The sequence below is a fragment of the Gammaproteobacteria bacterium genome (assembly GCA_028817255.1).
In the GTDB taxonomy this organism is placed as follows: Bacteria; Pseudomonadota; Gammaproteobacteria; order Porifericomitales; family Porifericomitaceae; genus Porifericomes; species Porifericomes azotivorans.
This window is the reverse complement of record JAPPQA010000134.1, coordinates 1-7,587: the sequence shown is the minus strand read 5'-3', so window position 1 is coordinate 7,587 and position 7,587 is coordinate 1. Positions and strand designations below refer to the sequence as shown.

Annotated in this window: 6 protein-coding genes; all 6 read left to right on the top strand. The window is 70.6% G+C overall.

Going from position 1 to position 7,587, the window contains the following annotated elements:
- The first annotated feature begins 113 nt into the window (after positions 1-113).
- From OXU43_05900 to OXU43_05875, 6 genes are read left to right on the top strand one after another with little or no spacing between them, the layout of a single operon-like run.
- Positions 114-1,154 (top strand): MoxR family ATPase, encoded by a 1,041-nt coding sequence (locus OXU43_05900; GenBank protein ID MDD9824686.1) that lies wholly within the window; start codon positions 114-116, stop codon positions 1,152-1,154.
- A complete protein-coding gene (locus OXU43_05895) occupies positions 1,154-2,110 on the top strand; it encodes a DUF58 domain-containing protein (GenBank protein ID MDD9824685.1) in 957 nt (318 codons plus the stop codon). Before OXU43_05900 ends, OXU43_05895 begins: the two co-directional genes overlap by 1 nt.
- On the top strand, positions 2,107-2,592 hold the full coding sequence (locus tag OXU43_05890; protein MDD9824684.1) for a DUF4381 domain-containing protein: 486 nt from the start codon (positions 2,107-2,109) through the stop codon (positions 2,590-2,592). Before OXU43_05895 ends, OXU43_05890 begins: the two co-directional genes overlap by 4 nt.
- The gene (locus tag OXU43_05885; GenBank protein ID MDD9824683.1) at positions 2,589-3,566 is read left to right on the top strand and encodes a VWA domain-containing protein; all 978 of its coding nucleotides are present in this window, start codon (positions 2,589-2,591) and stop codon (positions 3,564-3,566) included. Before OXU43_05890 ends, OXU43_05885 begins: the two co-directional genes overlap by 4 nt.
- Before the next feature lie 29 nt (positions 3,567-3,595).
- The gene (locus OXU43_05880) at positions 3,596-5,590 is read left to right on the top strand and encodes a VWA domain-containing protein (GenBank protein MDD9824682.1); all 1,995 of its coding nucleotides are present in this window, start codon (positions 3,596-3,598) and stop codon (positions 5,588-5,590) included.
- A 2-nt stretch (positions 5,591-5,592) separates the two neighbouring features.
- Entirely contained in the window at positions 5,593-7,365 is a 1,773-nt protein-coding gene (locus tag OXU43_05875) for a BatD family protein (GenBank protein MDD9824681.1), read from the top strand.
- The last annotated feature ends 222 nt before the right edge of the window (positions 7,366-7,587 follow it).

The window sequence follows — 7,587 nt, the reverse complement described above, 5'->3', positions numbered from 1 at the left end:
CGGTGTACACCTTGCCCGAAGGTTTTGTTATATTTTTCCCCTTGCACTTTATTTAGACCTTATTCCCGTAGTGGGGGCCGCATGTATTCTCTTAACTTATCCTTCCGGGGGCGATGGCGCAACTGAACGACCCGCCGCCTGTTGCCGCGGGAAACCGCGGCGTCGGCGATGACGGCGATGCCGCGGTGCAGGCCCTGCAGGACGAGTTCCGCCGTCTCGGCGCTTTCGTCGGTTCGCGCATCGTCGGGCAGGAGGTGCTGGTCAGCCGGTTGCTGATCGCGCTGCTGGCGGACGGCCACCTGTTGGTGGAAGGGGCGCCGGGGTTGGCGAAGACCCGTGCCGTGAAGACCCTCTCCCTGGGGATCGAGGCGGATTTTCAGCGCATCCAGTTTACCCCCGACCTGCTCCCGGCGGATCTCACCGGCACCGAGATCTACAGGCCGCGGGAGGGCGGGTTCCACTTCCAGCAGGGGCCCCTGTTCCACAATCTGATCCTGGCCGACGAGATCAACCGCGCGCCGGCCAAGGTCCAGTCGGCCCTGTTGGAAGCGATGGGGGAACGCCAGATCACGGTCGGCGGCAAGACGTACCGCCTGCCGGAGTTGTTCCTGGTGATGGCGACCCAGAACCCGCTCGAGCAGGAGGGTACGTATCCCCTGCCCGAGGCGCAGCTGGATCGCTTTCTCATGCATGTGCGCATTGACTATCCGCGTGCCGCCGAGGAGGGGCGGATCCTGCGGCTGGCGCGTGCCGAGACGGCGGCGGCCACGGACGAGAGCCCCCCGAAGGCCCGGATCGGCTTGCCGGCGATTCAGGCCGCCCGCCACGCCGCGCTTGCCGTTTACATGTCCGAGAACCTGGAGCAATACCTGGTGCAACTGGTGCTGGCGACACGCGATCCCTCCGTTTACGGCGACGATCTCGCCGGCTGGATTCAATACGGATGCAGCCCCCGCGCCACCATCATGCTGGACCGTTGCGCCCGGGCCCACGCCTGGCTGGCGGACAGGGATTACGTGACCCCGGACGATATTCAGGAAGTGACCCCGGACGTGATGCGCCACCGGCTGATTCTGAATTTCGAGGCCGAGGCGGAAGGCATCACCGCCGACCGGGCGATCCGCGAACTCCTGTCGCGGGTCTCGGTGCCTTGATGGCAGGCGAACCCCGCCGTCGCGGCGCCGACCCGGCCCGTGTCTCCCTGTCGGAATTGCTGGCCCTCGGGCGGCCCGCCGCCTCCCTGGCGCTGGGCGGCCGCCAGCTGCCGGGCGCCGCGCCGCCGGGCGGTTTCGTGTCTCCGCTACGGGGCCGCGGCATGGAGTTCGAGGAGTCCCGTCCCTACAGTCCTGGCGACGATGTGCGCCACCTGGACTGGCGGGCGACGGCCCGCAGCGGCCGGGCGCACACGAAGATTTTTCGCCAGGAGCGGGAGCGGCCGGTCTTCGTGTGGCTGGACCTGCGCGCCGCCATGCGTTTCGCCACTTGCGGCGCTTACAAGGCCGTGCTGGCCTGCCGGATGGCGGCCCTGCTCATGTGGGTCGCCTTGCGCCACGGGGACCGCCTGGGGGCGGTGGTCTTCGCCGACGATGGGCACCGGGAGTTCCGGCCGCGCCGCGGCCGCCTGGCCGTATTGCACCTGCTGCGCTACCTGGCCGGGCATCCGATCTGGCGTGGCGGCCGGCGCTACACGGCAGTCGTGCCGGAGGCCGCCAGCGATGCGCTGGAACGCTTGTCGCGGGTGGTGCGGCCCGGGAGCTTGCTGTTTTTGCTCAGCGATTTCCGCGGCTTGGACGAGGGGGCGGCCCGTTCCTGCCTGGCGTCATTGAGCGGCCACTGCGAGATCTTTCTGGTGTTCTTTTTCGACCGCCTGGAGTGCGAACTGCCGCCGCCGGGCCGCTACCGTATCAGCGACGGGCGCCAGCGCATGGCCCTGCACGTCGCCGGGGAGGCCATGGCCGCCGACCATCGCCGCCGCTTTGCCGCCCGCCGCAAGCGTCTGCAAGACCTGGCATATCGTTACCGGCTGCGTTTGCTGGAGTGCCGCACCGACGCGGATCCCCTGATCGTATTGCAGCGGGGGCTGGGTCGCAGGCCGCTGTTTCGCCGATGAACCCGGAGCTTGACGAGCTGCGCGATATTCACCTGCCGGAAGCGATTTCCTGGTGGCCGCCGGCGCCGGGATGGTGGTTGCTGCCGGCCCTGATCGGCCTGGCCTGCTGGGTGGCGCGTCGCTGCTGGCGCGGGCGCGCCGGGACCTGGTGGGCGGCCCGCGGAGAGTTGCGGCGCCTGCGGCTGCGTTACCGCCGCAATGCGGATTCCATGGCCTTGTCGCGGGCGCTGTCCGTCTGGCTGCGGCGCACGGCGATTAGCCTGCATGGCCGCAAGGGCGTGGCCGGCCTGAGCGGCCAAAGCTGGCTGGAGTTGCTGGATCGCCGGTTGTCGGGGCGCCCGTTCCAGGACGGCGCGGGCCGGGCGCTGGCGACGGCTCCCTATCGCCGCGATGCCGGGACGACGGACGGCGAGGCCCTGTTGCGGTTGTGCGAACGCTGGCTGGCCGGCCAGTGGCGGGCGGAGCGCGGGGCAGGGGCGTGATCGAGTTTGCCTGGCTCTGGGCGTGGCTGGCGTTGCCGCTGCCCTTGCTGTGCTACCTGTTGTTCGCCCCGCTGCCCGCGGCGGAGGCGCCGCTGTGGGTGCCGTTTTCGCGCGAGCTGGCCACCGGTGCGCGGCAGGCCAGGGCGCGCCCGTCGTGGCGGCACCCGGGCCTGTTGCTCGCGCTGCTTGCCTGGGCGCTGTTGGTCGCGGCCGCTGCCCGCCCCCGCTGGCTGGGGGAAGAGCAGCGGCTGCCGGCGACCGGGCGCGACTTGCTGCTGGCGGTGGACCTGTCGCGGAGCATGCTGGAGCGGGATATGGAGTTGCCGGGGCAGGGGCGGGTGGACCGCCTGCAGGCGATCAAGCAGTTGGCCGGGGATTTCCTGGAGCGGCGGGAAGGCGACCGCATCGGCCTGGCCCTGTTCGGCGAGCGCACTTATTTGCAGGCGCCGCTGACCTTTGACCGCGGCACGGTGCGTACCCTGCTGGAGGAGACGGCAGTAGGGCTGCTGGGCAATAAGACCGCGATCGGCGACGCCATTGGTTTGGCGATCAAACGGTTGCGCGACCGCCCGGGCGACCGGGTGCTGGTGTTGCTGACCGACGGCGCCAACACTGCCGGCGAAGTAGATCCGTTGACGGCCGCCCGCTATGCCGCGGCGGCGGAGTTGCGCATCTACACCGTGGGGATCGGCAGCGAGCGCCGCTCTCTGCTGGATCTGTTCGGGCGCCGCCGCGCCGCGGCCGAGCTGGACGAAGAGACCCTGCGGGAAGTGGCCCGGCTGACCGGCGGGCATTATTTCCGCGCCCGCGACGCCCGCGAGTTGGAGCTGATCTACCGGCATATAGACGAGCTGGAGCCGACGGCATCCGAGTCGCAGAGTTTCCGGCCCTATGTCGAGTTGTATTGTTGGCCGCTGGCCCCGGCCCTGTTTCTGGGCGGCGCGGCGCTGTGGCGCCGGCAGCGGGCGGCCTGAGCGCGGCCTGAACGCGGTATGATCGCGGCATGAGCCTGTTGCCGGGAGAATTTCATTTCCTGCGGCCTGCCTGGCTGCTGTTGTTGCCGCCGTTGGTCTGGCTGCTCTGGCGCCTGGCCCGGCACCCGCCGGCGAGCGGCTCCTGGGCCGCGTATTGCGCCCCGGAATTGTTGCCGCACCTGCTGCTGCGCTCTCCTGCCGGCGGCGGCGCGGCGTACGGGCCGTATGCTGTAGTCCTGGGCGGCGTACTGGGCGTCCTGGCGCTTGCCGGGCCGGTGTGGGAGCGCCTGCCGCAACCGCTGTTCCGGGACGAGGCGGCGCTGGTGATCCTGCTCCAGTTGTCGCCCTCCATGCAGACCCGCGACCTGTCTCCCAGCCGCTTGGCGCAGGCGCGTTTCAAGATTGCCGACATCCTGGAGCGGCGCGGCGGCGGCGAAACCGCGCTGCTGGTTTATGCGGGGCATCCCTTCGTGGTCAGCCCGCTGACCGACGACCTGGCCACCATTACCTCGCAGCTTTCCTTTCTGGAGCCCCGGATCGCGCCGTCGCCGGGGGATCGTGCCGACCGGGCGCTGTCGCGCGCCGCGGAACTGTTGCGCGGCGGCGATTACCGCACAGGCGACTTGTTGTTGATCGCCGCCGACATTGCGGGCAACGACCGGGTCCTGGATCGGGCCGCGCAGCTGCGGCGGCAGGGCTATCGCCTGTCGGTGCTGGGGGTCGGTACGCCGCGGGGGGCGCCGGTGCCGCAGCCGCAGGGCGGTTTCCTGAAGCGCGGCGACGGTTCCATCGTCGTTTCCTCCCTGCAGCGGGAGGAGCTGCAACGACTGGCGGCGGCAGGCGGCGGCCAATACCGCGAGTGGCAGCCGGATCTAAGCGATGTGGATGCCCTGCTGGCGGGTTTTTCCCGGCCCGCGCGCGCCTCCGGAGAGGAGGAGTTGCGGTTGACGGAGCGCTGGCAGGAACGCGGCCCCTGGCTGGTGCTGGCCTTGTTGCCCCTGGCCGCCCTGGCTTTTCGCCGCGGTTGCCTGCTGGCCGCGTTGCCGGTGGCGCTGGCCGGCTGGCCCGCCGCCCCTGCCGCGGCCTTTTCCTGGGACGACTTCTGGTTGCGCGGCGAGCAGCAAGCGGCACAGTCCTTTCGCGAGGGGCGGATGGAGCAGGCCGCCCGGCAGTTCCGCGATCCGCAATGGCAGGCGGCCGCCTGGTATCGCGCCGGACGCTATGAGGATGCCTTGGCGGCGCTGGAGGGGCGGGACGACGCGCTGAGCTTGTATCTGCAGGGCAATGCCCTGGCGCAACTGGGCCGCTACGAGGAGGCGGTGGCCGCTTATACCCGGGCGCTGGAGGCGCAGCCGGGGCACGACGATGCCCGCCACAATCGGGAGTTGCTGGCCGAATTATTGCGTCAGCGGCAGGAGGAGGCCGCCGGCGAACAAGGCGAAGGGCAGCCGGGCGAACCGGGTGCGGAGGATGGGCAGGGGGACGAGCGGACGGCGTCGTCGGGCGCCGCCGGCGACGAGCAGGGCGGCGGCGGGGAGGGCGATTCCGCGGCGGGCGCGGCGGCGGGCGCGGAAGGCGAGCAGGGGGACGAGCGGACGGCATCGTCGGGCGCCGCTGGCGAGCGGGACGGCGGCGGGGAGGACGAGTCGGCGGCGGGCGGGGCGGCGGGCGCGGAGGACCAGCAGGGGGACGAGCGGATGGCGTCGGGCGGCGCCGCCGGCGAGCGTGACGCTGGCGAGGAGGGCGATTCCGCGGCGGGCGCGGCGGGCGAAGAAGGGGACGAGCGGACGGCATCGAGCGGCGCCGCCGACGAGCGTGACGCTGGCGAGGAGGGCGATTCGCTGGCGAGCGCGGCAGGCGAGGAGGCAGGCGAGGGGACGGCGTCGGACGGCGCTGCCGTCTTGCGGGAGCAGGAGATGGCTACGGAGATGTGGTTGCAGCGGATCCCCGAGGCCGGCGGCGATTTTCTGCGCCGCAAGTTTTCCAGACAATACCAGGATATGCGGCGCAAGGAAGGCAAGTGAGGATGGCGGCCTCGTCGGCAACGCGATGGGGGGCGGCGCTGCGGGCGGCGGTGTTGCCGGCCGTGTTGTGGGCGGCGTTGCCGGCGGCGCAGGCGGCAGAGATCAACGTGCGGGTGGATGGCGACGATATCCGGGTCGGGGAGACCTTTACGGTGACCTTCGAGAGCAGCATCTATATTACCGATCCGCCGGACTTCAGCCCGTTGCACAAGGACTTCGACGTGGTGGGGACCAAGAGGAGCCAAGTCTTTCGCCTCGTGCTGGGGAAAGAGAGCCGGGAGAACAAATGGATCGTGACCCTGCTCCCGAAACGCGCCGGGTTGTTGGTGATCCCCCCGGTTCATTTCGGCCACGAGGCGACGCGCGCGCGGGCAGTGGAGGTGCGGGAGCAGAACCAGCCGGCCGCCGCCGGAGGGCGGCAGGAGATCTTCCTGGAAGTGGAGGCGCAGCCCATGAATCCCTACGTGCAGGCGCAGGTGTTCTACACGGTGCGCCTCTATCGAATGGCGGGGATGACGATGCAGTCCGCCACGCTCGGCGAACCGCAGGCGGCATCCGGCGGCGACCTGCGGGTAAAACAACTGGGCAAGCGGAACTACCAGGTATCCCGGCATGAGCTGCCCTACCGGGTGGACGAACTGCGCTATGCCCTGATTCCCCAGTCCAGCGGCCGCCTGGAATTGGCGCCCATCGGATTTCGGGCGCAGGTGCCGCGCCAGGGTTCGGCCAGATTCGGTTTGCGCTCGCTGGGGGTGGATACGAAGGTCATCGTGCGTCGCTCGCCGCCGCTGGTCCTGGACGTGCGCCCCGTGCCCGCCGCCTTTCCCGCCGACCGGCCCTGGCTGCCGTCACGGCGCCTGGAATTGTCCGCCTCCTGGGCCGAGCAGCCGCCGGTGTTCCGCGTTGGGACGCCGGTGACGCGCGTCGTCGCTCTGCGCGGCACGGGGCTGTTCCCCGACCAGCTGATGTTGCCGGACTGGCCGCTGCCGGCGGAATTTCGCTCCTATGCCGATCAGCCGTCGTTGCAAGACCAGAGCAACGCGCAGGGCTTGCAAGGCAGCCGCGAGCAGCGCTTCGCTCTGATTCCCGGCAAGCCGGGCGAGTACGAGTTGCCGGCATTGGCGTTGCCCTGGTGGAACACGGAGAGCGACCGCCTGGAATACGCCCGCTTGCCGGCCGAGCGGATACGGGTGCTCGCCGCTGCCGCTGCCGGAGTTCCGGCCGCGCCTCCCGCGGCTGCCGTCGCTCCCGGAGACTCCATGGCGCCCCCGGACCTTGCCGCCGCCGCCCCGGCGGCCGCCCCCCCGGCCGCTGCGCCGCCGCGCCAGGAGGCGGCCCGGTTGCCCGTCTTATGGTGGCTGTGCACCGGCGCGCTTGCCCTGGGCTGGGCCCTTACCCTGGCGCTTTGGTGGTGGCGGGGGCGCCGGCGTCCCGCCGTCCCGTCGCGGAGCGCGGACAGCGCGCGGGTGGCGCGTGCCCGTTTGCGGGCCGCCTGCCGCGCGGGCCGGGCTGCCGAGGCGCGGCAGGCCCTGTTGGACTGGGGGCGGCAGTTGTGGCCGGAGGTCCTCCCCATGCGGCTGGAGGAGATCGGACGCCGCTGCCCGGAGATGCGGCAGCAACTCGAGGCGCTGAACCGCAGTCTGTACCGCCAGGAGGAGGGGTGGTCGGGACCGGCGTTGTGGGAGGCGTTTCGCTATTGCAGTGCCGCCGTGCCGCCCGCCGCCGCGGCGAGCGGCGCGGCGAAGAGGCGGGGGCTGGCGCCCCTCTACCCTTAGCCGCCTTCTTAGCCCGGATATTGCGCGAAGGGGGTAACAAAGCGCGTGATTGCACTGAGGCGAATGCGCAGCTGCGCCCAGGTGCACTATTTCCCGCCCTCACCCTCGGTCCCTCTCCCAAAGGGAGAGGGAAGCGAGGAAGGACGCCCTCTTCCCCCTCTCCCTCCGGTGTACAGACCGGACACATCCTTTACAGGTGTGCGGGGACATCGTTTACATATT